Source organism: Sphingobium fluviale (assembly GCF_004122115.1).
Taxonomy (GTDB): domain Bacteria; phylum Pseudomonadota; class Alphaproteobacteria; order Sphingomonadales; family Sphingomonadaceae; genus Sphingobium; species Sphingobium fluviale.
In genome coordinates, this window is record NZ_SBKP01000005.1 from 12,586 (window position 1) to 38,171 (window position 25,586).

At 62.6% G+C, this 25,586-nt stretch carries 27 protein-coding genes; 17 read left to right on the forward strand and 10 right to left on the reverse strand.

Going from position 1 to position 25,586, the window contains the following annotated elements; all coding sequences use genetic code 11:
* Positions 1 to 441, forward strand: coding sequence for a cupin domain-containing protein (locus EQG66_RS06615; protein WP_129403807.1), 441 nt, complete (start codon positions 1 to 3; stop codon positions 439 to 441).
* Between the two features lie 98 nt (positions 442 to 539).
* On the opposite strand, the gene EQG66_RS06620 is transcribed toward EQG66_RS06615, so the two are convergent.
* Entirely contained in the window at positions 540 to 758 is a 219-nt protein-coding gene (locus EQG66_RS06620) for a DUF2171 domain-containing protein (protein WP_129403808.1), read from the reverse strand.
* Between the two features lie 194 nt (positions 759 to 952).
* Here EQG66_RS06620 and EQG66_RS06625 point away from each other — a divergent pair, with 194 nt between their 5' ends.
* The 5 genes from EQG66_RS06625 to EQG66_RS06645 all read left to right on the forward strand — a co-directional run bounded on the left by EQG66_RS06625 (position 953) and on the right by EQG66_RS06645 (position 5,626).
* The gene (locus tag EQG66_RS06625; RefSeq protein WP_129403809.1) at positions 953 to 2,005 is read left to right on the forward strand and encodes a ribonucleotide-diphosphate reductase subunit beta; all 1,053 of its coding nucleotides are present in this window, start codon (positions 953 to 955) and stop codon (positions 2,003 to 2,005) included.
* Between the two features lie 179 nt (positions 2,006 to 2,184).
* Positions 2,185 to 3,699: a fumarate hydratase gene (locus EQG66_RS06630; protein ID WP_129403810.1), complete on the forward strand. Its 1,515-nt coding sequence runs from the start codon at positions 2,185 to 2,187 to the stop codon at positions 3,697 to 3,699.
* A 74-nt stretch (positions 3,700 to 3,773) separates the two neighbouring features.
* Complete coding sequence (locus tag EQG66_RS06635; RefSeq protein WP_129403811.1) at positions 3,774 to 4,019, forward strand: hypothetical protein; 246 nt, start codon at positions 3,774 to 3,776, stop codon at positions 4,017 to 4,019.
* A 46-nt stretch (positions 4,020 to 4,065) separates the two neighbouring features.
* A complete protein-coding gene (locus EQG66_RS06640; RefSeq protein ID WP_129403812.1) occupies positions 4,066 to 4,536 on the forward strand; it encodes an SRPBCC domain-containing protein in 471 nt (156 codons plus the stop codon).
* Between the two features lie 313 nt (positions 4,537 to 4,849).
* A complete protein-coding gene (locus EQG66_RS06645; protein ID WP_129403813.1) occupies positions 4,850 to 5,626 on the forward strand; it encodes a VOC family protein in 777 nt (258 codons plus the stop codon).
* Positions 5,627 to 5,657: 31 nt separating this feature from the next.
* On the opposite strand, the gene EQG66_RS06650 is transcribed toward EQG66_RS06645, so the two are convergent.
* The 4 genes from EQG66_RS06650 to EQG66_RS06665 form a co-directional block, all read right to left on the reverse strand.
* The gene (locus tag EQG66_RS06650; protein ID WP_129403814.1) at positions 5,658 to 7,583 is read right to left on the reverse strand and encodes an alpha/beta hydrolase family protein; all 1,926 of its coding nucleotides are present in this window, start codon (positions 7,581 to 7,583) and stop codon (positions 5,658 to 5,660) included.
* Positions 7,584 to 7,707: 124 nt separating this feature from the next.
* Complete coding sequence (locus EQG66_RS06655; protein ID WP_129403815.1) at positions 7,708 to 9,516, reverse strand: AMP-dependent synthetase/ligase; 1,809 nt, start codon at positions 9,514 to 9,516, stop codon at positions 7,708 to 7,710.
* Positions 9,517 to 9,650: 134 nt separating this feature from the next.
* Positions 9,651 to 11,342 carry a gamma-glutamyltransferase gene (ggt, locus tag EQG66_RS06660; RefSeq protein ID WP_129403816.1) on the reverse strand — a complete coding sequence of 564 codons (1,692 nt, stop codon included), beginning with the start codon at positions 11,340 to 11,342 and terminating at the stop codon, positions 9,651 to 9,653.
* On the reverse strand, positions 11,326 to 12,369 hold the full coding sequence (locus EQG66_RS06665) for a quinone-dependent dihydroorotate dehydrogenase (protein WP_129403817.1): 1,044 nt from the start codon (positions 12,367 to 12,369) through the stop codon (positions 11,326 to 11,328). The genes ggt and EQG66_RS06665 overlap by 17 nt, the downstream gene beginning before the upstream one ends.
* A 605-nt stretch (positions 12,370 to 12,974) precedes the next feature.
* Here EQG66_RS06665 and EQG66_RS06670 point away from each other — a divergent pair.
* The 11 genes from EQG66_RS06670 to EQG66_RS06715 all read left to right on the forward strand — a co-directional run bounded on the left by EQG66_RS06670 (position 12,975) and on the right by EQG66_RS06715 (position 20,650).
* Entirely contained in the window at positions 12,975 to 13,721 is a 747-nt protein-coding gene (locus tag EQG66_RS06670) for a helix-turn-helix domain-containing protein (RefSeq protein WP_245987916.1), read from the forward strand.
* 263 nt (positions 13,722 to 13,984) lie between these two features.
* A complete protein-coding gene (locus tag EQG66_RS06675; protein WP_129403818.1) occupies positions 13,985 to 14,431 on the forward strand; it encodes an RrF2 family transcriptional regulator in 447 nt (148 codons plus the stop codon).
* The gene (locus EQG66_RS15295; protein ID WP_164975616.1) at positions 14,428 to 14,565 is read left to right on the forward strand and encodes a hypothetical protein; all 138 of its coding nucleotides are present in this window, start codon (positions 14,428 to 14,430) and stop codon (positions 14,563 to 14,565) included. The genes EQG66_RS06675 and EQG66_RS15295 overlap by 4 nt, the downstream gene beginning before the upstream one ends.
* Positions 14,562 to 16,040 carry a Fe-S cluster assembly protein SufB gene (sufB, locus tag EQG66_RS06680; protein WP_129403819.1) on the forward strand — a complete coding sequence of 493 codons (1,479 nt, stop codon included), beginning with the start codon at positions 14,562 to 14,564 and terminating at the stop codon, positions 16,038 to 16,040. Before EQG66_RS15295 ends, sufB begins: the two co-directional genes overlap by 4 nt.
* Entirely contained in the window at positions 16,037 to 16,417 is a 381-nt protein-coding gene (locus EQG66_RS06685; protein WP_129403820.1) for a hypothetical protein, read from the forward strand. The genes sufB and EQG66_RS06685 overlap by 4 nt, the downstream gene beginning before the upstream one ends.
* Positions 16,401 to 17,144 carry a Fe-S cluster assembly ATPase SufC gene (gene sufC / locus EQG66_RS06690; RefSeq protein ID WP_129403821.1) on the forward strand — a complete coding sequence of 248 codons (744 nt, stop codon included), beginning with the start codon at positions 16,401 to 16,403 and terminating at the stop codon, positions 17,142 to 17,144. Before EQG66_RS06685 ends, sufC begins: the two co-directional genes overlap by 17 nt.
* A 127-nt stretch (positions 17,145 to 17,271) precedes the next feature.
* Positions 17,272 to 18,024, forward strand: coding sequence for a SufD family Fe-S cluster assembly protein (locus EQG66_RS06695; protein WP_129403822.1), 753 nt, complete (start codon positions 17,272 to 17,274; stop codon positions 18,022 to 18,024).
* Positions 18,021 to 19,244 (forward strand): aminotransferase class V-fold PLP-dependent enzyme, encoded by a 1,224-nt coding sequence (locus EQG66_RS06700; RefSeq protein WP_129403823.1) that lies wholly within the window; start codon positions 18,021 to 18,023, stop codon positions 19,242 to 19,244. Before EQG66_RS06695 ends, EQG66_RS06700 begins: the two co-directional genes overlap by 4 nt.
* A 7-nt stretch (positions 19,245 to 19,251) precedes the next feature.
* Positions 19,252 to 19,725, forward strand: coding sequence for an SUF system Fe-S cluster assembly protein (locus EQG66_RS06705; protein WP_129403824.1), 474 nt, complete (start codon positions 19,252 to 19,254; stop codon positions 19,723 to 19,725).
* Complete coding sequence (locus EQG66_RS06710; protein ID WP_129403825.1) at positions 19,722 to 20,084, forward strand: HesB/IscA family protein; 363 nt, start codon at positions 19,722 to 19,724, stop codon at positions 20,082 to 20,084. The genes EQG66_RS06705 and EQG66_RS06710 overlap by 4 nt, the downstream gene beginning before the upstream one ends.
* A 38-nt stretch (positions 20,085 to 20,122) precedes the next feature.
* Entirely contained in the window at positions 20,123 to 20,650 is a 528-nt protein-coding gene (locus EQG66_RS06715; protein ID WP_129403826.1) for a hypothetical protein, read from the forward strand.
* On the opposite strand, the gene EQG66_RS06720 is transcribed toward EQG66_RS06715, so the two are convergent.
* The 5 genes from EQG66_RS06720 to EQG66_RS06740 all read right to left on the reverse strand — a co-directional run bounded on the left by EQG66_RS06720 (position 20,647) and on the right by EQG66_RS06740 (position 25,585).
* The gene (locus EQG66_RS06720) at positions 20,647 to 22,545 is read right to left on the reverse strand and encodes a CHASE2 domain-containing protein (RefSeq protein ID WP_129403827.1); all 1,899 of its coding nucleotides are present in this window, start codon (positions 22,543 to 22,545) and stop codon (positions 20,647 to 20,649) included. The two genes, EQG66_RS06715 and EQG66_RS06720, sit on opposite strands and share 4 nt — an antisense overlap.
* Complete coding sequence (locus EQG66_RS06725) at positions 22,542 to 23,885, reverse strand: FecR family protein (protein ID WP_164975617.1); 1,344 nt, start codon at positions 23,883 to 23,885, stop codon at positions 22,542 to 22,544. Before EQG66_RS06725 ends, EQG66_RS06720 begins: the two co-directional genes overlap by 4 nt.
* Before the next feature lies 1 nt (position 23,886).
* The gene (locus EQG66_RS06730) at positions 23,887 to 24,585 is read right to left on the reverse strand and encodes a response regulator transcription factor (RefSeq protein ID WP_129403829.1); all 699 of its coding nucleotides are present in this window, start codon (positions 24,583 to 24,585) and stop codon (positions 23,887 to 23,889) included.
* A gap of 125 nt (positions 24,586 to 24,710) precedes the next feature.
* Positions 24,711 to 25,238: a cytochrome b gene (locus EQG66_RS06735; protein WP_245987918.1), complete on the reverse strand. Its 528-nt coding sequence runs from the start codon at positions 25,236 to 25,238 to the stop codon at positions 24,711 to 24,713.
* A gap of 44 nt (positions 25,239 to 25,282) precedes the next feature.
* Entirely contained in the window at positions 25,283 to 25,585 is a 303-nt protein-coding gene (locus EQG66_RS06740) for a hypothetical protein (protein WP_129403830.1), read from the reverse strand.
* Position 25,586 lies beyond the last annotated feature (1 nt).

Below are 25,586 nucleotides of genomic sequence, written 5' to 3' on the forward strand. Positions count from 1 at the left end.
ATGACCCACCGCCGCATCGTCACCGGGCTTGATGCCGCCGGGCGCTCCGCCATCCTGATCGATGGCGCGGCGGAGATGGTGGCGTGGGCAACCGCGGAAACTCCGGTCGACAATAGCGGCAGCGCGGATCAGGGCGGCGGCTTCTCCTTCGCCATGCCGCGCGGGGGCAGCAAGTTCCTGATGCTGGAGATTCCGTCTACCCCGCCCGGTGAGATGTTCGGCCCCGGCATGCACGCCACGGACACGATCGACTATCTGGTGGTGGTAAAGGGCGAGATCGTCCTTATCACCGAAAGCGGAGAGACGGTGTGCCGCGTGGGCGACATGATCGTTGATCGCGGCGTGATGCACGGCTGGCGCAACGATGGCGCGGAAGGCGCGCTGCTTGCCTGCGTGATGATCGATGCCGCGCCGGTGGGCAACGGAGCCACGCTCAAATGAGCCGCAAGTCCGCCCCCCGCCATGCAATGACCCCGGCATCTCGCGATACCGGGGTCAAAGTTGCCCGGCCGGTCGGCTGGGCAAGGGGGGCTCGTGCGTTAGCGGGCCATGCTCGCGTTCATGCCCTCTTTGAGGTAGACGCGATTGTCGTCGATCCGGTCGACCGCATCGAGCGGCACCGTGTGGTGGCGCCCATCGGCAGAGTCAGAGCGGGTGAGGATGATCGTCTCGTCCTCGATCTTGTCGACCGTGCCGATGTGCTGGCCCATGGAATTGCTGACTTCCATATGCTCCTTGATGCGCCATTTCTCGAACATGCTATATCTCCTGTCTGGGTGGTCCGTGCCAGAAGAACCCGCCAGCAACCCGCCCGTTCCGCGCCTCATCGCGCCTTTGCCACACAGACGCGCCGAGCCGTTGCCTGCGCGCCGCCCTCTGCGCCCCGGCCCGGCTAACGCGCCGCCCGCCTGACCCCATTCACACCCTTTTCAAAAAATTCCGGAGTAAGCCCATGTCCCTTCTTAAAGCCTCCAAAGTCTACAAGCCCTTCGAATATCCCTGGGCTTATGAATATTGGAAACGCCAGCAGCAGGTCCACTGGATGCCGGAGGAAGTGCCGCTGGGCGAGGATTGCCGCGACTGGGCGCAGAAACTTTCGGAGCATGAGCGCAACCTGCTGACCCAGATCTTCCGCTTTTTCACCCAGGCGGATGTTGAGGTGCAGGATTGCTATCACGACAAATATGGCCGCGTGTTCAAGCCGACCGAAGTGAAGATGATGCTGACGGCGTTCAGCAACATGGAGACGATCCACATCGCCGCCTATTCGCACCTGCTCGACACCATCGGCATGCCGGAGAGCGAATATTCCATGTTCCTCGAATATGAGGAAATGCGCGCCAAGCATGATTATATGCAGCAGTTCGGCGTCGATAATGACGAAGACATCGCCCGCACCCTCGCGATGTTCGGCGGCTTTACCGAGGGGATGCAGCTCTTCGCCTCCTTCGCGATGCTGATGAACTTCCCGCGCTTCAACAAGATGAAGGGCATGGGCCAGATCGTCACATGGTCCGTGCGGGATGAGAGCCTGCACTGCGAGGGCATCGTGCGCCTGTTCCACGAATTCGTGAAAGAGCGCGGCTGCCTGACGAAGGCGGTGAAGGAAGACATTATCGACTGCTGCCAGAAGACGGTGCGGCTGGAGGATGCCTTCATCGATCTGGCGTTCGAGATGGGGCCGGTGCCGGGCATGACGGCGAAGGAAATCAAGCGCTATATCCGCTATATCGCGGACTGGCGGCTGGGGCAGCTGGGCTTCCAGCCGATCTACATGATCGAGGATCACCCGCTGCCATGGCTCGCGCCGCTGCTCAATGGCGTGGAGCACGCCAACTTCTTTGAGACCCGCGCCACCGAATATTCCAAGGGCGCGACCCGCGGCAACTGGAACGAAGTGTGGGACAGCTTTGACCGGCGCAAGCGCAAGGTGGCGAACGAAGACAGCAGCGCGGGGGATGAGGGCGAGGATATGTTCACGCGGGCCGGGGTTGCTGCGGAGTAGGGGGATGCCATTGATGCCTGGGTCAGAAGCGAGCAGCGGCGAAGCGGCGCATGAGAAAGCGGCTTTTTGCCACCACAAGCGCACAACCCGCGTCAGACGAAACCCTATGATATGGACTTTGGGCGGATAAGGCGACATAGGGCACAGCATATCGAACCCTAGCCCACGGACCCATTCTCATGACCGTCATCAAGGCCGCAGACCTGATCGAGAGCGTCGCCGACGCGCTGCAATATATCAGCTATTATCACCCGATGGATTATATCCGCGCGCTGGGCGAGGCCTATAAGGCCGAGCAAGGCCCGGCGGCGAAGGACGCGATCGCGCAGATCCTCACCAACAGCCGCATGTGCGCCGAGGGGCATCGGCCGATCTGTCAGGATACCGGCATCGTCAATGTGTTCATCGAATGGGGCATGGATTGCCAGCTCGATGATACCTCGCGCCCGCTGCAGGAGATTGTCGACGAAGGTGTGCGCCGCGCCTATCTGCATCCTGAGAACAGATTGCGCGCCTCGGTGCTGCGCGATCCCGCCTTCACCCGCCAGAACACCAAGGACAACACGCCCTGCGTGCTGCATGTCGAGATGGTGCCGGGCAACACGGTTTCCATCGACGTCGCGGCGAAGGGCGGCGGCAGCGAGAACAAATCCAAGTTCAAGATGATGAACCCGTCTGACAGCATCGTCGATTGGGTGCTGGAGATGCTCCCCCAGATGGGCGCGGGCTGGTGCCCCCCCGGCATGCTCGGCATCGGCATCGGCGGCACTGCAGAGAAAGCGGTGCTGCTCGCCAAGCAGAGCCTGATGGACCCCATCGACATGGCGCAATTGAAGGCGCGCGGGCCGCAGACCGACATCGAGCGCCTGCGCATCGAGATATTCGACAAGGTCAATGCGCTCGGCATCGGCGCGCAGGGGCTGGGCGGGCTTTCGACCATCCTCGATGTGAAGATCTATGACTATCCCTGCCATGCGGCGGGCAAGCCGGTGGCGATGATCCCCAACTGCGCCGCCACGCGCCACGCGCATGTCACGCTGGATGGCTCCGGCCCGGCCTATCTGGAACAGCCGAACCTCGACGAGTGGCCCGATGTGCATTGGGAGCCGGATGCCGCGGCGATCAAGGTTGACCTCGATACGCTGACGCCGGAAATCGTGCAGAGCTGGAAGCAGGGCGACCGGCTGCTCCTCAACGGCAAGATGCTGACCGGGCGCGACGCCGCGCACAAGCGCATCCAGGATATGCTCAGCCGTGGCGAGCCGCTGCCGGTCGATTTCAAGGGCCGCGCGATCTATTATGTCGGCCCGGTAGACCCCGTGATGGGCGAGGTTGTCGGCCCCGCAGGCCCGACCACCGCCACGCGTATGGACAAGTTCACCGACATGATGCTGGATCTTGGCCTCCTCACGATGATCGGCAAGGCCGAGCGCGGCATGGGCGCGGTAGAGGTGATAAAGAAGCACAAGGTGACATATCTGATGGCGGTCGGCGGCGCGGCCTATCTGGTTGCGCGCGCGATCAAGGGCGCCAAGGTCGTCGGCTTCGAGGATCTGGGCATGGAGGCAATTTACGAGTTCGAGGTGAAGGACATGCCCGTCACCGTTGCGGTGGATAGTGAGGGCAACAATGTCCACTATCTCGCGCCGCTGGTCTGGCGGGACAAGATTGCCAAGGAAGGCCTGCTGGGCTGAACGGGGCGAGGGTGCATGAGTGCGCGCAACAAAGCGCGGACATGGGCGTTAGCTTCAGTAAAGGAGCACGCCATATGGCATTTACGCAATTAGACCCGCCTATTCCGCTCGAAGTGATCGACAAGGGCAAGGGCTTCGCAATTGGCATGATCGATTACGGACCGGAGCATAACCTGATCTGGGTGACGGCGATTGATGACACAGGCGAAATCTGGTGCGCGCCCAACCCCAAGGTGCGGATGCAACAGAACTGGACGCTGGGCCGCCCGCGCCCCGGCTGTGACAAAGACCATGGCAATGAGCTGCACAAGGCGATTTGATTAGGGCGTGCGCTCAATGGGGATTTCCCGCATAATGGAGGAGAGCATGACCGAAGAACCGAACGAATTGGCCGTCGAAATTTTCATCAATGCCCCGCCGCAAAAAGTGTGGGACATCATGACGGCCCGTCAGGAGGAATGGTGGTGCCCGAAGCCATGGCGCACAGAGATCATCGAGCAGGATTGGCGCGCGGGTGGACGCTCCGCCATGGTGATGCGCGGGCCGAATGAGGGCGAGGAGCATATGCTGGAGGGCATATTTCTGGAGGTGACGCCCGGCGTGCGCTTCGTCACCACCGACGCGGTGAAGACCGGCGGGGTGGCGGGGGCATGGGCGCCGCAGGAGGCGTTCATGATCGGCATCTGGGAAGTGGCGCCGGAAGGCGAAGGCACGCGCTATCGGGCATCCGCCCGCCACTGGACCGCCGAGGCAAGGCAGCAGCACGCAGACATGGGCTTCACCGATGGTTGGCAGGCCTGTGCGCAACAGCTCAAGGATCTGGCCGAGGGCGCATAGGGCAGATGGCGTGTACGCCGCCTGGCGGCTTCGCCTTCACACCCATGTATCGTGTTTACCGCTCCTGATACCCCGAAAGTGCCGATTGCTGGCTTGCGCGGCCATGGGTTCCGGACGGAAATGACTAAATTGTCACTACAGCCCCTAGTGCGCGCTGCGTTAGATATGGATCAGTAAGTGCGCTCTATGTTTTTGTTGTGTTACATCGTTCTGGCGCAAAACCGGTTCCCATTTTTGCGCACGATGCTCTAAGTTCCCCCGCGGTATCGAGCGCAGGATGTGAACACACAACCGGCAACCTTGGAGCAGAGCGATGGCAAACAAGCATGGCGATTTCATCTGGTACGAGCTGATGACGAGAGAGGCGGATGCCGCTCAAAGCTTTTATGGCTCCCTACTCGAATGGACTTTTGCGGGCAGCGATACGCCTGGAATGGATTATCGGATAATCAATGCGCCAGCCCACAGCGTTGGCGGCGTGATGCAGCTGACGCCCCAAATGATTGAGGGCGGCGCATTTCCGGCCTGGGTTGGCTATGTCGCGGTAGATGACGTGGACAAATGCGCCGAGAGCATTGCTCATGGTGGCGGCAATATCCTGATGCCGGGAATGGACATTGCAGAGGTTGGCCGCATCGCCATGGTGACCGATCCACAGGGCGCGCCCTTTTACATAATGGCCCCGTCCGGCAATGGCGAGAGCCTGGCCTTTGCTCATGACCGCCCGCGGATCGGCCACTGCGCCTGGAATGAGCTGATCACGTCTGATCAGGGGGCGGCGCTGCATTTCTATGGGGCCCGATTTGGTTGGGTGAAGGACGGAGCGATGGATATGGGACCGATGGGATCCTATGATTTCATTCGTCACGGAGCCATGATCGGCGCGATCATGACCGGCACGGATCAGATGGGGCCTCCACACTGGAATCACTATTTTCGCGTAGCCGATATCGATGCAGCGGTAGCGGCCATAGATAGCGGCGGTGGCAAGGTACTCAACGGCCCGATGGAAATACCGGGCGGCGACTTCGCATTGCAGGGCATAGACCCCCAAGGTGCACATTTCGCGCTGGTAGGGCCGCGTCACTGATAAGAAGTGGGCCTTTATCGACATACCAAAGTTATTTCGGCGGATCGGGCGGATTGTATTTTTCGACAAACGTCACTGCGGCTTGAAGCATCGTCAAGCGGGTGTCGCTGTTTGATAGCCAGTGATCTTCGCCCGGCAGTGTAATGAATTCGACGGTCTTGCCGGCTCTGCGGAGAGCCGCAGCCATGTCGGTGCTCTGGTCGTAGAGGACGACAGTATCATCCTTGCCATGAATGAGCAGAACCGGCGCATCGACGTTATCGACATGGCGGATGGGAGATATATCGCGCAGATCCCGGCCCGATCCGACTTCCCTTTTAAGGGTGCGGCGCAGGGTGTTGTTGCCGCCGCTTTCGCTAATGTCGGAGTTTACCATTTTCTGTACGTCGCTCACTCCGGCGAAAGACACCGCGCAGCGATATAGACCGTGTTGTAGGGTGACGCCTGCCAGCGCGGCATAACCGCCATAGCTGGCGCCCATGATACAGGCGCGCTTGGGATCGGCTATTCCGTCTTTCACCAATTGGGCTAGACCGTCCGAGATGTCGGTCTGCATCTTGCGGCCCCATTCGCCATGGCCGGCTCGCTCGAAATCCGCACCATAACCGGTGGAGCCGCGGAAATTTGGCTGGAGGACGGCATATCCGCGTGCGGCAAACGCCTGCGCCCACCAGTCGAAGCCCGGATAATCACGTGACGCCGGGCCGCCATGAGGGAAAATGATCACGGGCAGATTCTTGGCAGCGCGCTGCGGCGGCAGGGTCAGAACAGCTGCGATGTCCTTGCCGTCGCCCGCCTTGTAGTGAATCATCTTCATCGGCGCGACGTCTTCTGCTGCAATCGGGTAGGACGTGCCCAGTACATCGGCCTTGCCGGTCCGGATATCGACCTGCCACCACGTCTGCGGATCATTCACCCCTTCCGTCATGACGATCAGCCTGTTGAAAGCGTCGTTCCAGTCGATGAGGCGCACGCTGACACCTGGAAATGCCTTTTGCGTTGCTTCGACGACTTTTTGGTGAAACCGGTTGAAGAATTGATAGGTGGGAACATCACCCTCATGCCGGTATCCCATGAGCTGGCGGGTGCGATTGTCGAAGAAACTCCCGCCGATGCGCATATCGGCCAGGATTTCAGACGCGCTCCCTCCTGTTATGGGAACTTCCATCCATCGCTCGCGACCAGTCTCCTGGTCCTCCTGGGTATATATGACGGTATCTGCTTTAGGTCCGAAACCTACCAGACCGACATTGCCGAACTTGTCGATACCGGTCGCGATCTTCTCACCCTGTGCATTGGTTAGGCGCCAGTTGCCATCGATCGAGCGGAAGTCGAAAGTGACGCTGACCTTGCCGTCCGGACCTATCAGCCATGTACGGTAGTTCTCCTGATCGTCAACGCGCGGAGCAAGCTTCTTGTTCTTGCGCGTTTGCAAATCGACCTCATACAAAACCGGGCGTGCGCTCTTAAGCCAAGGCTCTACTTTGCCGTCGGTCTCGAACGTTATGCCGCCAAAATAGCCGTACCATTTGCCATCGCGCTGGTTCAGCCCGTGAAAGCCGCGGATTCCACCCCGGATCGAGGGGTTCTTGTCAAACACGCTCCAGGGCTTGCCGCCCCCGATGGGAATGACCAACATCGAATAGAGTTCCGCCTTGTCGGCGGTGAAGCCTATTCCAAGATTTGCGGTGTTTGAAGTTTCAAGAAGGACCATGCCGTCGCCGGCCCAATAGAGCCCTCTTACCTTGGCGGCACCTATACTGACCGCCATGACGGGCTTGGTGTTCTTGTCGAGGATGATCAGGCGGCGCAGATCGCCTGTGGTGCCGATGAGCGCGATATGATCGCCTGACTGGGAAATCGCGGCGCGCTCGAAGCTTGGCTGTTTTCCATAAACCGAGAGGGGCGGCGCCGCGTGGAGCGAGATGGAAAGCGAAAGAGAAACGAACAGCGCCAAACAGCAGCGCCAAGTGCACCACACAAGCTTCACGCAAAATTCTCCCCCGTTGCCCCCAGTGATACTACATTAGAATAGGAGAATTTCTACTGTTACCGACTACATTATTGCCGAAGGGCGTCGCTCACCCCTTGTACAACCCATCCAGCCTTTCCTGATAAACTCCGCGGATCACATGCCGCCTGATCTTGATCGAGGGGGTGAGCATCTGGTTCTCGATTGTAAAGGGCGCGTCGGCTATGATGAACTGGCGCACGCGCTCGGTGACGGAGAGGTCAGCGTTCACCCGGTCCACCGCCGCGCGCAAGGCGGTGTGGAGCGCGGGGTCGGCGGCGAGTTCGGTCAGGGAGGCTTGCCCCTTGCCGTTGGTCTTCGCCCATTCGGCCAGCCACTCCGCCTCCGGCACGATGACGCCGACGAGATAGGGCCGCCGGTCTCCGCTCACCATCGCTTGCGCGATCTCGTCCTGCAAGGTCAGCATGCCCTCGACCTTTTGCGGCGAGACATTGTCGCCCTTGTCGTTGACGATGATGTCCTTCTTGCGATCCGTGATCTTGAGGCGGCCACCCGCATCGAACTCGCCAATGTCGCCGGTGTGGAGCCAGCCATCGCGCAGCACGCGAGCGCTTTCTTCGGGATTGCGCCAATAGCCGTGCATCACCAGCTCGCCGCGCACGAGGATCTCGCCATCCTCCGCAATTCTGACTTCCACACCTTTAAGCGGCGTGCCCACCGTGTCCATCTTCATGCCGGTGCGGGGCCGGGTGACGGAGATGACCGGCCCGGCCTCGGTCTGGCCATAGCCCTGCAACAGCGTGAGGCCGAGCGCGTGGAAGAAGGCGCCGACATCGGGGTTGAGCGGTGCGCCGCCCGACACCAGCGCCTTGATCCGCCCGCCAAAGCGCGCCTGAACCTTGGGCTTGATTGTGCGGTTGAGGAAGGCGCGAACCGGCACATCCCATAGCGCGAGCGGCTTGCCCCCCGCCTCGCGTGTGCCGATACGCAGCGCCTGATCGAGCAGGATCTGCGCGACGCGGCCCTGTTTTTCGATCGCCTTCATCACGCGGGCGCGCAGCACCTCGAACAGGCGGGGCACCACGACCATGATCGTGGGGCGCACTTCCTCGATGTTGGAGGCAAGCTTGTCCAGCCCCTCGGCGTAATAAATCTGTGCGCCCAGCCCGATGGGGAGGAACTGGCCGCCGCTATGCTCATAGGCGTGGGAGAGGGGGAGGAAGGAGAGAAATATCTCGTCGCCCCAGCCGAAATCGCCGGCGATCACGTCGATACAGCCCTCGACGTTCAATAGGATCGCGCCGTGATGCTGCTTTACCCCGCGTGGTGCGCCGCCGGTGCCGCTGGTGTAGATGAGGCAGGCGAGGTCGTCTCGGCTAGCGGTGAGGGAGGCGGCGCAGGCGGCGGGATCGGCTGCCGGGTCGTCGGCATGGGCGGCGATCAGCGCGTCCCACTGGCGCAGCTCCGCCACGCCCGCTTGGGCAAATTTCAGCGGCTCGATGCCGATGACGAGGCGGACAGTGTTGGAATGGATCACGGCGGGCATCAGCGCCTTGGCGAGCTTAGCCGTGGAGACGATGACGGCGCGTGCCCCGCTGTCGTTGAGGATATGATCGTGATCGCGCGTGGTGTTTGTGGTGTAGGTTGGCACGCTGACCGCGCCTGCCGCCATTATGCCAAGATCGGCGATGCAGAATTCCGGCCGGTTTTCGGACACGATCATCACCCGGTCGCCGGGGTTGATCCCCTCCGCGCGCAGGGCGGCAGCGAGGGCAGCTACCTGGCGCGCGGCTTCGGCCCAGCTGATAGGGTGCCATGCGCCCCCGGCCTTGTGCCACAGGAAGGGCCGCTCGCCCCGCTCCGCCGCGCGGGTGAAGAACATGGTGACGAGGTTGGGGAAGTGCTCGAACTGACGCATCTGCTCTCCGTTTATTGTTCCACTTCCGTGGACAGGCGGTGCCAGCCCTCTCCCCCGCCCAACCTCCCGACACTCTATACTAACGGGAGGTTGGGCGGGGGAAAGGGCCAGTGCTGAGGCCCATCATATCCCTCTCATTCCGTAAGGGCCACCCCCACGCTGCGCGGGTCCGCCGCGCCCTGCCAGCGGCCATCGGGCAGGCGCTCCGCCGCGTTGGCCTTGAGCCGCGCATTGAGCGTGCCGACATGATGGCCCATGGCTTCGAGCGCGGGCTTCATTGCGTCCAGTCTGGTGCCGGATTCCAGCGTCAGGCCGTTGCGATCAAAGAAAATCAGACCCAGCCCGATACTGTCGCGCGCGCTCATGCCCCAGTCTAGATGGGCGATGAGGGCTTTTGCCACCTGCATGATAATCGTCGCGCCGCCCGCCGCGCCAACGACGAAGACAGGCTTGCCGTCGGCATCATAGACGATGGTGGGCGCCATTGATGAGCGCGGCCGCTTGCCCGGCTGCACCCGGTTGGCGACGAGCGTGCCGTCTTTCTCCGGGGCGAAATCAAAGTCGGTCAGCTCATTGTTGAGAAAAAAACCGTGGGCGATGAGCTGGCTGCCAAACGGGCCTTCAACGGTGGAGGTGATTGCGGCAATATTGCCAGCATCATCTACGGCGACGAAGTGCGTGGTGCCGGGTGTATCGCTCCCCATGGCGGGAATACGCGGTGGCGCGCCTGCCGGAATACCCGCCTCATAGCTGGCGCGGGGAGTGTCTGGCGCGATCAGGGCAGAGCGGGCCTGTACATAGCTTCGGTCGATCAGACCGCTAACCGGCACGGATACAAAGTCGCTGTCCCCCAGATATGCGTTCCTGTCGGCAAAGGCCAGCCGCATCGCCTCGCCGATCAAGTGCCAGCTTTGTGGATTGTCCGGCCCCAGCGCCTTCATGTCGAACCGCTCCAGCATACCGAGGATTTGCACAACCGCCACCGCCCCTGAGGAGGGCGGGCCCATGCCGCATATCTTATAGACGCGGTATTGCCCGCACACGGGCGGGCGGAACTTTGCGCGGTAGGACGCAAGATCTGCTTTTGTGAGATGGGCGGGGTTGCGCGGGGCATTGGCCACTGCGGCGCTGATGCCCGCCGCGCCGCCTCCCTTATAAAGAGCGCGTGGGCCTTTGGCGGCGATCTTCTCCAGAAAGTCCGCCAGCGCGGGGTTACGCAGCGTCTCTCCCTCTCGTGCCGGCCTGCCATCGATCCAGTAGATCGCGCGGGCATCGGGAAAGCTTTCCGACCAGAGCGGGGCTGCTCTCTCAAGCCCGTCGGCCAGTGGCTTCGTCACGACGAACCCCTCGCGCGCCAGCTTGATGGCGGGCGCAAACAGGTCTGCCCATTTCAGCCGGCCCCATTTTTCATGCGCCTTTTTCATCAGCGCGATATTGCCCGGCACACCGACCGACTTGCCACCGGGAACAGCCTGTACGAAGGGCAGGGGCTTGCCGTTCGGCCCAAGAAACAGCGCGGGAGTCGCGGATTTGGGCGCTGTTTCCCGCCCGTCTATCGTGGCAAGCGCGCCACTCTTTTCGTCATGATGCACCAGAAAGCCGCCGCCGCCGATGCCGCTCGATTGCGGCTCGACTACGGTGAGCGCCAGCATCATCGCGAGCGCGGCATCGGTGGCACTGCCGCCCTTGCGCAGCATTTCCATGCCCGCTTCGGATGCGCGCGGATCGGCCGAGGAGACCGTACCTGCCGCCCATGCCTGCGCGGTGAGGGTGAACAGCGCCAGCAGCGCGACCAGCAACGCCCGAAGTTCAGCCACGCGGCGCATCGACACCCACCGCCTGCGATATGTTGGTAAACCCGTCGCGCATCAGCAATTCCTTCAGTCCCTTGTTGATCCGTGCCGCGAGCCAAGGACCTTCGTAGACCATCGCACTATAAATCTGCACCAGCGATGCGCCAGCGCGTATTCGCTCATAGGCTTGCTCCGCGTTTGCGATGCCGCCGACACCGATCAGCGGCACCGATGTGCCCAAGGCTGCCCGGAAATCCCGCAACCGCTGGAGCGCGAGGTCATGCAAAGGCGCGCCGGAGAGGCCGCCTGTCTCACCCGCGTACCGGGATTGCAACGCAGGGCGGCTGATCGTGGTGTTCGATACGATCAGGGCGTCGATCTTGTGCTCCGTCACGCTTGCCGCGATGTCGTCTATGTCGGCTGGCTCAAGGTCCGGCGCCACCTTGAGGAAAATGGGCGGGCCTTGCTCGCCGCGCGCCGCCATAACCGCGCCGAGCAGCTCATCCAGCGGCCCGCGCCCCTGCAATGCGCGCAGTCCTGGCGTGTTGGGGGACGATATGTTGACGGTAAGATAGTCTGCCAGTGGGGCCATTGCCTGTATGCCGGTGACATAATCGGCAATGCGGTCTGCTGCGTCCTTGTTGGCGCCGATGTTGATGCCTATCACACGGCCTGCGCGCGGCATGGCGGCGATGCGCCGCGCGGCGTCTGCCTGCCCGCCATTGTTGAAGCCCATGCGGTTGATGACGGCGCGGTCTTCGGCGAGGCGAAACAGGCGGGGCTTGGGATTGCCGCTCTGTGGCAGCGGAGTAAGAGTGCCCAGCTCCGCAAAACCATATCCGAAATGGTGCATTTTGTGGGCTACCAAACCATCCTTGTCGAAGCCCGCCGCCAGACCGACCGGGTTAGGAAAGTCGATGCCTGCCATCCGTATGCTCAGCATAGGGTCGGCCCCAGCCGGGCTGCCTTGGGGCATTGCTCCTATGGTTTGCATTGCCAGATGATGTGCCTTCTCGGCGTTCAGGCGGAATAACAATGGGCTGAGTAGGCGGTAAATCATGATGTCTCGTTATGGCAGTCGGGCAACCGCTCGTCAAAGCGTTCGCTTTCTGACCGAAATGCCGTGAAACTGTATATCATAACGTATCCATGTCCAATTCATACAAGCATGCCGCGTGGCTCTGGCATAAACAGATGCCGCGACCCGAAGGGCTCTCTGGTCATGCGACCAAGAGACCTTTATACCTTAGGCCCGGTAGCTATGTGCTGCCGGGCCTTTTTTGTTGCGCCGGTCAGAGGCATTTGCTTGCGCGGAACCCTGAAAATGCTCTCGTCATGGAGTCTGACCGTTTTCCGAGCCGATGAGCGTTCTGCGTTCATCTTGAAAACGGTCTGGCGGGAAATTCGGATCAGGTACTGAGCAATATCTTGCCCGCACAGACACGCCGCTATAAAGACAACGGTATCAGGGTGGGAATTATATCCCGGTCCAGATGATATATAGAGAACGCACGGCAAGGGCAGCACGTCGTCATGGATCATTTATTTCCGGGGAAAGACGAAGAAACGCAGGTGGAACTGCATTATTGGGAACCATCAGAAAAATTACGGTATTATTTTGGTTCTATATATCGCTTTTCCACTAATACGCCCAATTATAGAGACATGACGAGAGCAGACATGCCGCAGTTGCGGTTCATGGTGGCGGGGCATGGCGATTATGAGTTCTTCGATGGCCGGGTTGCTACCACGCCCGAAGTTTGTCTGGTCGGCCCTACTATGGGGGCGACACGTTTCCTCCTGAAAAGCCCTGCCGAGGTTTATGGCGTGTCCGTATTGCCATTGGGCTGGCTTGCCATGTGCGGAACCGATGCGAGCCAGCATGTCGATACGCTATTCGATGTCGTGCAGCGCGCAGGTGAGCGGTTCCAGAATGAGCTTGAGCGCCTTCGCGCCGAACCAGACAGAGATGTGGCTGCGGCAGGCCTTTGGGATTTTCTGGAGAGCGAGCTTAGCCCTGTGAGCAGCCAGATGATCGCGCTTGTGTCGGCGATTGACGAATGGCTGAGCGACTCCGACTCGCCGCAGATCGAGGACATTGTTGAGACGACTGGCCTTTCCGCACGGCAGCTCGCACGTTATACCAACAAGCTCTATGGCGCGCCGCCCAAGCTGCTCGCGCGGAAATATCGGGCGCTGCGGTGTGCGTCGCAGATCGTGATCGATAAGAAGAACTGGACGGAGTTGTGCGACGAGGGGAATTTCTATGACCAGTCGCACTTCATCCGCGAGATCAAGCAGTTCCTAGGCCATACCCCGCACCAGTTGCTGCATGACCCGACGGCGGTGGCGCGGTTGACGGTGCAGCGGCGGGCGCTGACCGGGTTGGCCAAGATCAACCGGATCAGCTGACGCGGAGGCTGAGGAGATTTGGCTCAGAGGGGCCTGCAAAGCGCTATTTTCTGCGCTTCGGTGCTCACGTACCTTTAAGTACGCTGCGCTCCGATGCTCGAAAATCCCACTTTTCGGCTCCCTCTGAGCCGAATCCTCACAGCCTCCTTTACAGGGCTTTTTCCACATGGAAAGGCACTGCAAAGGCTTGATTTGTAGGATCGCCGCGCCCACATGGCATAAATCGGAGTGATTCGTTCCGAATTAGGTCGGGATTTGGAGTTATGCGGCTTTCGAGCCTTGCGGATTATGCGGTGGTGATGATGGGCGCGGCTGCGCGCCATTGCGGCTCGGCGTCGCTTGTCGATGCCGAGGGTCGAAAGCGCGCGCGCACCAGCGCGACCGAGCTCGCCGCCGAGACCGGCATCCCGCTGCCCACCGCGCAGAAGCTCGTCAGCCTGCTTACCCGCGCGGGGCTGCTGAAATCCGTGCGTGGGGCGGGCGGCGGCATCAAGCTCGCGCGTCCCTCCGCCGCGATCAGCCTTGCGGACATTATCGAGGCGATCGAAGGGCCGATCGCGATGACCAACTGCACCACGCACACGACATGCAGCTGCACCATCGCGCCCGATTGCACCGTGAAACCGCACTGGAACGCGGTGAACAGCGCCATTCGCGGCGCGCTCGGCGATGTCAGCCTTGCCAGCATTTCAGCGGGAGCGCGGATATGAACCCGCGCGAAGCGCATTACCCTTTTTCTCTCGGCGTCCTCTGCGCCTCTGCGCGAGAAATTTTTGTTCGCGCAGAGGCCGCAAAGAGCGCAGAGAGTTTTGAGAGCCGCTTCGCGGCGGGGGTGGTGCAATGAACAGCGCACCCGTAAAGGATGCCGCCGCCCATGCCGCCGCAGCGCGCGTGGCGGAATATGAGCATGGCTGGTCATCGCCAATAGAGCAGGAATATGGCCCGAAGGGCTTGTCCGAGGATACCGTCCGCTTCATTTCGGCCAAAAAGAACGAGCCGGAATGGATGCTGGATTGGCGCCTCAAGGCCTATCGCCACTGGCTGACGATGACGCCGCCGGACTGGGCGAAGCTGAACGTGCCTCCCATCGATTACCAGAACGCCTATTACTGGGCCGCGCCCAAGGCGAAGCCGAAGCTCGGCAGCCTGGACGAGGTCGACCCGGAAATCCTGCGCGTTTACGAGAAGCTCGGCATCCCGCTGGAGGAGCAGAAGGTGCTCGCTGGTGTCGAGGGTGCGCGGAAAGTGGCTGTCGACGCGGTGTTCGACAGCGTGTCGGTCGCCACTACCTTCCGCAAGGAGCTGGAGGAGGCGGGCGTCATCTTCCGCTCGATCTCGGAAGCGATCCGCGAATATCCCGATCTGGTTAAAAGGTGGCTGGGCAAGGTCGTGCCGATGCACGACAATTATTTCGCCACACTGAACTGCGCGGTCTTCAGCGACGGCACGTTTGTCTACATCCCGGAGGGCGTGCGCTGCCCGATGGAGCTTTCCACCTATTTCCGCATCAATGCCGAAAATACCGGCCAGTTCGAGCGCACGTTGATCGTTGCCGACAAGGGCAGCTATGTGTCTTATCTCGAAGGCTGCACCGCGCCGCAGCGCGACGAGAATCAGCTCCACGCCGCCGTGGTCGAGCTGGTGGCGCTGGACGACGCCGAGATCAAATATTCGACGGTGCAAAACTGGTTTCCGGGCGACGCCAACGGCAAGGGCGGCATCTATAATTTCGTGACCAAGCGCGCGCTGTGCCAGGGCCGCAACAGCAAGGTGAGCTGGACGCAGGTGGAAACCGGGTCTGCCATCACCTGGAAATATCCGAGCTGCGTGCTGAATGGCGAGAATTCGGTCGGCGAGTTTTACTCGGTCGCGGTGACGAACAATTATCAGCAGGCCGACACCGGCACCAAGATGATCCACAATGGCAAGGGATCGCGCTCGACGATTGTGTCGAAGGGTATCAGCGCGGGCAAATCGAGCGGCACCTATCGCGGGCTGGTGCGCGTGGGTGCGTCGGCGGATGGCGTGCGGAATTTTACGCAGTGTGACAGCTTGCTGCTGGGGAGCGAGTGCGGCGCGCATACGGTGCCGTACATCGAGGTGAAGAACCCTACGGCGACGATCGAGCATGAGGCGACGACATCCAAGATTTCCGACGACCAGCTGTTCTACGCGATGCAGCGCGGGCTGGGGCAGGAGGAGGCGGTGGCGCTGATCGTCAACGGCTTTGCGAAGGAAGTGCTGCAGCAGCTGCCGATGGAATTCGCGGTGGAGGCGCAGAAGCTGCTGGGGATCAGCCTTGAGGGGAGCGTGGGGTGATGAGATTTGGCTTTTTCTTCGCCACAGTGTTGTTAGCGAAGGCAGGAATAGCAGTTGCTCAGGTACCTGAAGGCGGCCTTACAGGTGATCAAAAAGCTTATATAGCCTATGATCAATGCATGATGCAGGCAGCGATGCGCGCGTCACGCACGCCTGCGAAAGATGAGGACATCTTTGGAATCGCTGAGGCTGACTGTGCAGCAACCCGCGCGGCAGTTGTGGTTGGCCTAGAATCTAACAAGCCTTTCCTCGATTCCCTTGATGCTGCTGACGCTGACAAGGCTGCTAAGTTTCCAGCATGGATCAGGGGCGTTCGGGAACGGCGCGCTGCAAGAGATGCCCAATTTGCGAGGCCAAATAATGCTCCAAATCAATAACCTCTCGAACACCGTCGGGGACAAGCCGATCCTAAAGGGACTCTCGCTCAGCATCAACGCGGGGGAGGTTCATGCGATCATGGGGCCGAACGGCGCGGGGAAATCGACGCTGGCCTATACGCTCGGCGGGCGGCCGGGGTATGAGGTGACGGGGGGTGAGGTCACATTTGACGGTCAGGATCTGCTCGCCCTCGCGCCGCATGAGCGCGCGGCGGCGGGGTTGTTCCTCGGCTTTCAGTATCCGGTCGAGATTCCGGGCGTGTCGAACCTGCAGTTCCTGCGCGAGAGCCTCAACTCCCAGCGCCGCGTGCGCGGGGAGGAGCCGCTTTCGGGCGCGGAGTTCATCAAGCTTGCCAAAGAGAAGGCGGCGCTGCTCGGCCTTGATATGGAGATGCTGAAGCGGCCGGTGAATGTCGGCTTTTCGGGCGGCGAGAAGAAGCGCGCCGAGATGGTGCAGATGGGCATCCTCGACCCGCGTCTTGCGATCCTCGACGAGACGGACAGCGGGCTGGACATCGATGCGCTGAAGATCGTCGGCGCCGGCATCAACGCGATCATGCGCAAGCCCGACAAGGCGGTGCTGCTCATCACCCACTATCAGCGGCTCTTGGATTATGTGAAGCCCGATTTCGTGCATGTGCTCTCCAAGGGGCGGATCATCAAGACCGGCGGGCCTGAGCTGGCGCTGGAGCTGGAGCGGGAAGGCTATGCAGAGGTGGTGGCGTGAGCGCCGCAGGCAGAATCCCCTGTTTCTCTGCGTACTCTGCGCCTCTGCGCGAGAAAAAATGTGTTCGCGCAGAGGCCGCAAAGGACGCAGAGATTTTTGAGAGCCGCTGTGCGGCGCGGAATGTGCTGTGACGGCTCTCGTTCTTCCGACGAAGCGCGCCGAGGACTGGCGCTATAGCGACGTTGAGGCGGCGGCATCCGTGTGGCCGGTGCCTGCGCCGGAGCGGATCGTGCTGGGGCCGGGCGAGCAGGGTAGCCAAGCACTGTTGCAGGATGCGGCGGACGATGCGGTGGTGGTGCGGGATTATGTCATCACGCTGGCCGAGGGCGCGCGGCTCGACTTTCATCTGCTGAATATTGGCGGGCGGCTGGGCCGGATGACCTTCGACGTGCGGCTGGAACGCGGCGCGCATTTCGGGCTGCATACGGCTGTGATCGGCGGCGGGGAGCAGACGCTGGAAGTCGTCACCACCGTCAGCCACGCCGAGCCGGATGCGACGAGCGAGCAGGTGGTGCGCACGGTGCTGGGCGGGCGGGCGACGGGCAATTATCTGGGCAAGATCGGCGTCGCCAAACATGCGCAGGGCACGGACGCCAGCCAGTCGGTCAAGGCGATGCTGCTTTCGCGGCAGGCAAGCGCCAACGCCAAGCCGGAGCTGGAGATTTTCGCCGACGATGTGAAATGCGCGCATGGCTGCGCGATCGGCGAGCTGGACAAACAGGCGCTGTTTTACATGGCGGCGCGCGGGCTGGACCCGCAGACCGCGCAGACGCTCCTCTTGCGCGCGTTCGTGGCGGGTGTGTTTGATGGCATCGCGGACGAGGCGGAGCGCGAGCGGTTCGAGGCGGCGGCGCTCAAGAAGCTGGAGGGGTTGGCATGAGTGGAGCGCTTGCGGCTCTGGACCGGCGCGCCGATTTCCCCGGCCTGCTGACCGCCGATGGCCAGCCGTGGCATTATCTTGACACCGCCGCGACCGCGCAGAAGCCCCGCGCGGTGATTGACGCGATGGCGCGGGCGATGGGCGAGGATTATGCCACCGTGCACCGCGGCGTCTATGCGCGCTCGGCCAACATGACCCTGGCGTTCGAGGCGGCGCGGCGGCGGGTGGCGGGGTTCATCGGCGCGGGCGGCGCAGAGGAGATCGTGTTCGTGCGCGGGGCGACCGAGGGGATCAACCTCGTCGCGCAGAGCTGGGGCGGGGCGAACCTGCAGGCGGGCGACCGCATATTGCTGAGCCAGCTGGAGCATCACAGCAATATCGTGCCGTGGCAGATGGCGGCGGAACGGGCGGGCGCGCAGATCGATGTCGTGCCGCTGACTGAAGACAGCCGCATTGACGTTGAGGCGATGGCCGCGATGATTACGCCTGCGCATAAAATGGTCGCGCTGGCGCATGTGTCCAACGTGCTCGGCTCGACGCTCGATGTCGCCCGCGCGGCGGAGATTGCACATTCGGTGGGCGCGCTGCTGTTGGTCGATGGCTGTCAGGCGGTGCCGCGTGTGCCGGTAGATGTCGGTGCGCTGGGCTGTGATTTCTATGTGTTTTCAGGGCACAAGCTCTATGGGCCGACCGGCATCGGCGTGCTGTGGGGCAGGAAAGAGCTGCTCGACGCGATGCCGCCCTATCAGGGTGGAGGCTCGATGATCGACCGCGTGACCTTCGCGAAGACCACCTATGCCCCCGCGCCGACGCGGTTTGAGGCGGGAACGCCCGCGATCGTGGAGGCGGTCGCGCTGGCGGCGGCGGTGGATTATGTGGAGGGCATCGGCCTTTCCGCCATCCACGCGCATGAGGCGGCGCTGGTCGCGCAAGCGCGCGATGCGCTGTCGCAGATCAACTCTGTGCGCTTGCTTGGCCCGGAGGACAGCGCGGGCATCATTTCCTTTGAGGTGCAGGGGGTGCATCCGCACGATGTCGGCACCATATTGGATGAGGAAGGCGTCGCCATCCGGGCCGGGCATCATTGCGCGCAGCCGCTGATGGATTTCTTAAGCGTGCCCGCCACCGCGCGGGCAAGCTTTGGCATCTATAGCGACGAAAGCGACATCGCGGCGCTGGTGCGGGGAATAGAGAGAGTAAGGAAGATCTTCGCCAAATGAGGACAAGATGAACGAGGAACGCAAGATCATGACCGAGGAAGTGGACGCGGTTGCGCCCCCGCCCAAGGCGCGTGTGGACGAAGCGATGGAAAGCGCCGGCGACAAGCTGGAACGCAAGCGGGATTATCTCGAAGGCTTCCTGAGCCAGCAGCCTGCCGAAGCGGCGCCGGGCGAGCCGGGCGGAGACGTATATGAGGGCGTGATTGCGGCGCTGAAGGAAATTTATGACCCGGAGATTCCGGTCAATATCTATGACCTCGGCCTGATCTATGGCGTCGACGTGACCGATGGCCATGTGGTGGTGACGATGACGCTGACCACGCCGCATTGCCCGGTGGCGGAGAGCATGCCCGCCGAGGTGGAACTGCGCGTAGGCGCTGTGCCGGGCGCGGGCGATGTGGAGGTGAACCTCGTCTGGGACCCGCCGTGGGACCCGCAATTGATGTCGGATGAAGCCAAGCTCGAACTGGGTATGCTATGACCGTAGAGACCAAGACCCCGCGCGCACGGCCTGCCGCCGTCACGCTGACGCCATCCGCCGAGAAGCGCATTGCGGACCTGATGGCGCGCGCGCCGGAGGGGGCGATCGGCGTCAAGCTTTCCACCCCGCGCCGGGGTTGCTCCGGCCTTGCCTATTCGGTCGATTATGTGACTGAGGAAGCCAAGTTCGACGAGAAGATCGTGACGCCCGGCGGGGTGTTTTACATCGACGGCGGCTCGGTGCTCTATCTCGTCGGCAGCATCATGGACTGGCGCGAGGATGATTTCGCTGCCGGTTTCGTGTTCGACAATCCCAATGCCAAGGGAAGTTGCGGCTGCGGCGAGAGCTTTACGGTTTAAGGTGGCCTCTTGTGTGATCTGCGGTTAGTTACTGTCCCATGCGAACTCATCCACGCCTGATCCTTGCCCTGCTCCTCGCCCCCGCCGCATGTGCCGGGCCGGTGGAGACGCGCATCAATGCTGCGGGTGCTGGCGTGGCGCCGCAACAGGCGTTGATGTGGGCGCCGTTGCCCGCTGGCGCGAGTGCCGAGGTGGAGCAGGCGCGCACAGCCCTCGCCAGCGCGCTGCAAACGCAGGGCTATCGCATCGTCGACGACGCGCCGCTGGCGCTCTCGTTGGGCGTGTCAGAGCGCCCGGCGCGGATCGGCCTGACGATGGGGCAGGGCGCGGCGCTATCCCCCGCCAAGGAGGACCGCCCGTTGCAAAGCTGCGATGACAGGATGCTGCGGCTGCGGGTGAGCATCGTTGACCCTGTGAGCGGTGAAACGCGCTATAGCGGCGCGGCGGAAGAAGCGCATTGCCACGCCACGCTCACAGAAGCGCTGCCCCGGCTCGCGCGGCTGGCGGTGGCGGATATGGCAAGCCCGGCAGGCACGCGCCTGGTGCAAAGCGCGGGCAGGGATTAATCTTCCTCCCAGATCGGCAGCCGCAGCGTGAAGTGCGCGCCGCCTGACTCCGTTTCCGCATAGAGCGCCTCTCCGCCGCATTGCCGCGCCGCCGCCGCGACAAACGCCAGCCCCAGCCCAGACCCGCGCACGCCCGACGCCGCGCGGCTATAGCCAAAGCGGGCAAACGGATCGGCCTTGCGGGCAGGCGGCAGGCCCGGCCCGTCATCGCTGACGGACGCCAGCGCAAACTCTCCCTCGCGCGCAACGGCGCAGCGGATCACCCCGCCCTTGGGCGAGGCCTGCACCGCGTTGACGAGCAGGTTGGTGAAGGCGCGGACCAGCGCGTCGTCTTCGCCCAATATCCAGCACTCTGCGCCTTGCGCGGCGCTGCGGTCTATCTGGATGCCCTCTGCGGTGGCTTGCGGCCAGACCATGTCGATCGCCTGCGCCATCGCATCGCTCAGATCCACCGGGGCGCGCTCGGCTGGCTGGCTTTCGAGGCGGGCGAGCTGGACGAAATTGTCCGCCAGCATCAATGTGGTTTCGGCATAGCGGCGGATGCGGGTGCGGGAGATGCGGTGCTGCTCCGGCGTCTCGCGCTCGTTCTCGCTATCGAGCAGGGCGATGATCGCGGCTTGCGGCCCGCGCATGTCGTGGCTGAGGAATTGCAGCATCTCCTGCCGCTCTGCCGCGCTTTTGCGCATCAGGGCGATGATCTGGTCGAGGCGGTCTGTGCCGCGCGCGATCCTGTCTCCGCCATGCCCCTCCAGCAGCGCGGGCGAGAGGGCGGATTGCGCCAGCAGCGTGTCGATCTGCGTATCGATGAAATGGGCCACCGCGCTCAGGCGCCGCCAGCTCCAGAGCGGATAGACAATCGCCAGCCCGATCAGCGCGCCTACCGGCGAGGCCCAGCAGCCGGTCCATGCCAGCGCGGCAACCGTGCCCGCGATCAGCGCGCCTGCCATCGCCAGCGTCAATATCAGCGCCTGCGTGGGTGACAGCCGCCAGAAGGCGATCATCAACAGCCAGAGGGGGATGAGCGACCAGCTTGCCACCCAATCCCGCCCCATCGGCATGATGAAGCGATTGGCAAGCAGGCTGTTCAGCAAATTGGCTTGCACCTCCGCGCCCGGCATCAGCTCCGCACTGCCCGGCACGGGGTAATGATCGCGAAGGCCCGTGGCGCTCGCGCCGACGATCACCGTCTTGCCGCGCAGCAGGCCGGGCGGTGTTTCCCCGGAGAGCAGGTGCGCGAAGCTGATCGTGCGGAAGCTGCCGGTGGGGTGGAAGGGCACATAGACCGAGGGATGGTCCGCGCTGGCATGGGCATAAGCGGGGGAGGGCGCGCCGCGCATCGCGCGATAGCCCAGCTCTGTGAGGTGGGGGAGCCAGTGCGCGCCGTCCCGCGCCTTCAGCTCCACGCGCCGGGCGCGGCCATCGCTGTCCAGCTCCAGATTGACGATGCCGAGGCCTGCCGCCGCCGCCGTGAGTGCGGGCTGGGGCCGCTGGACCGCATATGGCGCGCCATCTGGGCCGGGAATGTCGAACAGCACCGGCAGATAGACCGGCGGGCCATCGCGCATGGCCTGCGCCAGTGCCGCGTCCTGCGGCGACGGCTCTATGAACAGCACGTCATAGAGGATCGCCCGCGCACCCGCTTCCCTGAGCCGCGCCAGCATCGCAGCATGTATATCGCGCGGCCAGGGCCAGCGGCCGATACGCTCCAGCGATTCATTGTCGATCACGACGATGACGATGCCATCATCGGGCGGCGCGGCGTGGAGCGGCGCGGCGGCGTCGTACATCAGCCGCTCGGCCCGCTCGAACAGGCCTGCGCGCTCGCCCCAACATATAGCGAGGCTGGCGACCAGCCCGATCAGTAGCCATTCCAGCCAGAGGCGGCGGAATTTCACGGCTTGCCGGTCGTATCCGGGGAAACGATCAACCGCTGCGGCGGCAGCCAGTTGGTCACAGATTCACCGCCCTCATACTGGCTGACGCCTACGCGCCAGACATAGGTGCCGGGGGGAAGATCGGACAGGGTGAGCGAGTCCGCCTCCAGCCCCGGCTCATCGACCAGCGCCGGAGCATCTGCGCGTTCGGGCCGCAGGATGAAATGATAGAGCCGCTTGCCAGAGCCACTGCCCGACCAGGCGAAGCGCCAGCCATCCGCGCCCGCTTCCGCCGAAGCGGTGAGGCCAGCCAGCACCCGGCGCATCGCGTAGCTTTGCGGCATGCCCTCCAGCCCGCTCGGCGCGATGGCGGTGGCGCGCACAAACCAGCGGCCGTTGGGAACGTCCGCAAAGCGCAGTTCCGGCGTGGGGGAGGTTGCCTCCCGCTCCAGCTCGACAAACCCGGCATCGCGGGCGATCTGTATATGATAGCCGCGCGCGCCGCTAATGGGCGCGAGGCGCAACGTGACCAGCGGATCGGTCTGTACCTTGCCCGGCTCGGTCAGCTCTGGCGGGGGCAGCAGCGCCTCTTTCTCGACCGTGCCGTCCGCCGAGGCGCTCGCGCCGAAGCCCTGCTCGATCGGAATGTCTGCCGCTGCCTTGCCCGCCGCGAGGCCGACCGCGCCTTCCGTCACCTCGGTGAGCGAGGGTGCGCCTTCGCCTTCATAGCCGACGCGGAAATTTGTGCCGCGCACCGCGGCGGTGGCGATGGGGGTGCGGATGCGATAGCGGTCCGCCGCGCCTTTCAGCGGCGCAACGCTCGTCTCGATCCGGCCTTGCTCGACCAGAAAATCAAAGTCGACCGAGCCGGTGAGGAGGATGCGGCGCATCGCGCGCACCCTGATGCGGGTGTTAGACGGCAAGGATATGCGCGATCCGTTGGAAAGCTCCAGCGTGGCGAAGCTCGATGCGCCAGTCTCCAGCAGTGCGCCGGGGAGAACAGGCAAATCCTTCGCCAGCGGCGCGCGTGGCCCGGTGGCGGGCGTCAGGTTGCCCGCGCCCTTGAACGCGATGATGCGCGCGGCCAGCGGCTCGCTCTTGAGCAGGCGGGTGGGGATGAGCAGCCGCTTGCCCGGTGGGATATGGTGCGGGTTGCCGATACGGTTGTGGCTCTGGACAATGCGCCAGTCGTTCCGCCGCTCCATATAGCGCCCGGCGAGGGTGTAGAGATTGTCTCCCTTGCGAAAGACATAAGATATGGTGTCTTCAGCAGGAGACTGCGCCTGCGCCGGGGCGCTGGCTGCCAGCAACAGCGGAGCGAAGGCGAGCAGGCGGCGCCTTGCTATCCTCAGTCCGCCCATGTCACTCCTCCTCGTCAAACACCTCCAGCCGATAGCCATGGCCGAAGATGGTTTGCAGCCTATAGCCATTTTCCGGCCCCAAGCGAAGCTTTGATCGGATACGCGAGATGTGCATGTCGAGCGTGCGGGTCGGCAGGTCTGGCACGCTGTTCCACAGGGTTTCGAGGATGTAGGCGCGCGAAAAAGCGCGGTTGGGATTGAGGAAAAACATCCGCGCCAGCGCGAATTCCCGCGCGGTGAGGACGATCTCCTCGCCATCGAGCAGCACGTTGTTGGTCATGCGATCAAAGCTGTAGCGGCCAAATTCCTCCACCCGGCTCTGTTTCTCCGGCTGATGGGTGGTGCGGCGCATCACCGCTTCGACCCGCGCGAGGATCACATTCTTCGATTCCGGCTTGATGATATAATCGTCTGCCCCGGCGTTGAGCGCCTCTGCCACATCCGCCTTGTCTGACCGGCTGGTGAGCATGATGATGGGCGGGCAGGGAGAGAGCGCCTCGCGCGCCCAGCGGAGGATTTCGAGGCCGCTTGCCGTGGGCATCATCCAGTCGATGATCACAAGGTCGAACGTGTCGCGCGCCATCGCGTTCATCAGATCGCGCCCGTCGCGAAAGACGCTGCATTTATGCCCGCCATCGCTCAGCAACGAAACCATGAATTCCCGGATCGTTTCTTCGTCGTCGGCTATGGCGACCCGCATCAACCTCTCCAATAATGGCAGAATTTCAGCGTGGGTTTATGGGTGTCTCGCGCTCCTGTCATTGGCTGTTTGGGCCAATTTACACTTGTTTACTCAAGTAATATTTTCCAGCCATTGCCGGCTTGTCACAGCATGCGCTGCAACACTTTGTCTTTAAGGCGGAAGTGATGATAAAACGCCGCGCCAACATGCAGCACCAGGAGCGGCAGAAACAATGTGCCCATGATCTCGTGTCCTTCATGCGCGGCTTCTGCCAGCGGGCTGTCCTTGCCCACCGCGAACTTGGGAATATCGAACAGGCCGAACCAGTTGAGCGGATATGGCCCTGCGGACGACATGATCCAGCCGGACAGCGGCACGCCGATCATCATGACGTAGAAGAGGATATGCAGCCCCTTGGCGATGGCTGCCTGCCAGCCGGGCGTGCTGGTGGGGAGCGGCGGGGGCGTGTGCTTCAGCCGCCAGCCGAGGCGGATGAGAGAGAGGAACAACACCGTGATACCGATCGCCTTGTGCGCCCCTGCCATTGCCGGTTGCGCCTTCCACGCATCGTGGTTCAGCCCCAGAAACAGAGCGACGATGATGCCGATGCCGATAATCCAGTGCAGCATCCGCGCGACACCGTTATATTTCACCAACGCCTGATCGTTCATGTTCAAGCTCCCCAGTTTACTAAAGCGGCCCCGCGCCGCGCGTCTTACTTCCTGCGTGTTCCCGTCATCGCCATCGCGCCGAAAGCGCCTGCCTGGATCGTGCCGGTCAGCGTATCGCCCTCGACAATGGCTTCGCACTCCAGTGTCATCGGCATCGGGATGACCATGTCCATCGTCCATGTCAGCATATTGCCATCGACCTTGCCGCCCTTCACATCGAGCGAGCCCAGTGGCCCGGCATTGGTGCCGTGGAATGTTCCGCCGTTGCTGATGACGGTGAAGACGCTGGACTGGTCGCCCATCGGTGTCTTGGTGATGCAGTCATAGGCGCCATCAACGGATGCCATG